The 811-nt window shown below is 63.6% G+C and carries 1 protein-coding gene; it reads left to right on the top strand.

Annotation, left to right across the window (positions count from 1 at the left end; all coding sequences use genetic code 11):
• The first annotated feature begins 33 nt into the window (after positions 1-33).
• The gene (locus F8S09_RS17505) at positions 34-747 is read left to right on the top strand and encodes an IS6 family transposase (protein ID WP_322618898.1); all 714 of its coding nucleotides are present in this window, start codon (positions 34-36) and stop codon (positions 745-747) included.
• The last annotated feature ends 64 nt before the right edge of the window (positions 748-811 follow it).

Genomic DNA, 811 nt, shown 5'->3' with positions numbered 1-811 from the left:
GGTTGTGGCAAGTTGTTGGGGTAGGGTGACGCGGTGCACAGTGGTGAGAAGCTTCCCGGCTACCGATTCCCCCTCGCGGTCATCGGCTACGCTGTGTGGCTCTACCACCGCTTCACGCTGAGCTATCGGGACATCGAAGAACTGCTGCTGGAACGGGGCATCGCCGTCACCCGCGAGTCCATCCGTCACTGGTGCATCAAGTTCAGTGACCTGTTTGCCCAGGGGCTGCGCCACCGGGAACCCCGACGGGGTTCCCGGTGGCACCTTGACGAGATGTGCGTGGACGTGGGCGGGGTCAAACAGTGGTTGTGGCGGGCCGTGGACGAACATGGCGCCGTGCTGGACGTTCTCCTTCAGCAACACCGTGACACCGCGGCTGCCAGATCGTTTTTCCAGCGGCTGCTGGGGGAATATGACGTGCCGGAGGTCATTCACACCGACAAGCTCTGGAGTTACGGCGCAGCTCTGCGCGAACTTTCCGTGCTCCACAGCGTGGAGCACATCCAGGTGATGTCCACAGCGCGCTGCAACAACCTGGTGGAGCAGTCTCACCGACCCACCCGGCGGCAGGAACGTCAGCAGCGCGGCTTCCGTTCACGACGACGCGCGCAAGGCTTTCTCGACCTGCACGCCCGCTTGGCGAACCTTCACCACCCCGCTCGCTCCACCGTCTCCGCTCGCCATCGCCGTCACCATCAGCAGGTCGCCTTCAGAACGTGGCAAGAGATCGTGTGGCAGGTGGCCTGAACTTCAGGCCACCTGCCTTCCAGGGCCCCTCTGGTTCCTGCGCGCCAACAACTTGCCACAACCA

It is taken from the genome of Deinococcus terrestris, from assembly GCF_009377345.1.
Taxonomy (GTDB): domain Bacteria; phylum Deinococcota; class Deinococci; order Deinococcales; family Deinococcaceae; genus Deinococcus; species Deinococcus terrestris.
Note: the sequence above shows the minus strand (reverse complement) of the source record. Positions and strands in the feature narration are given on the sequence as shown.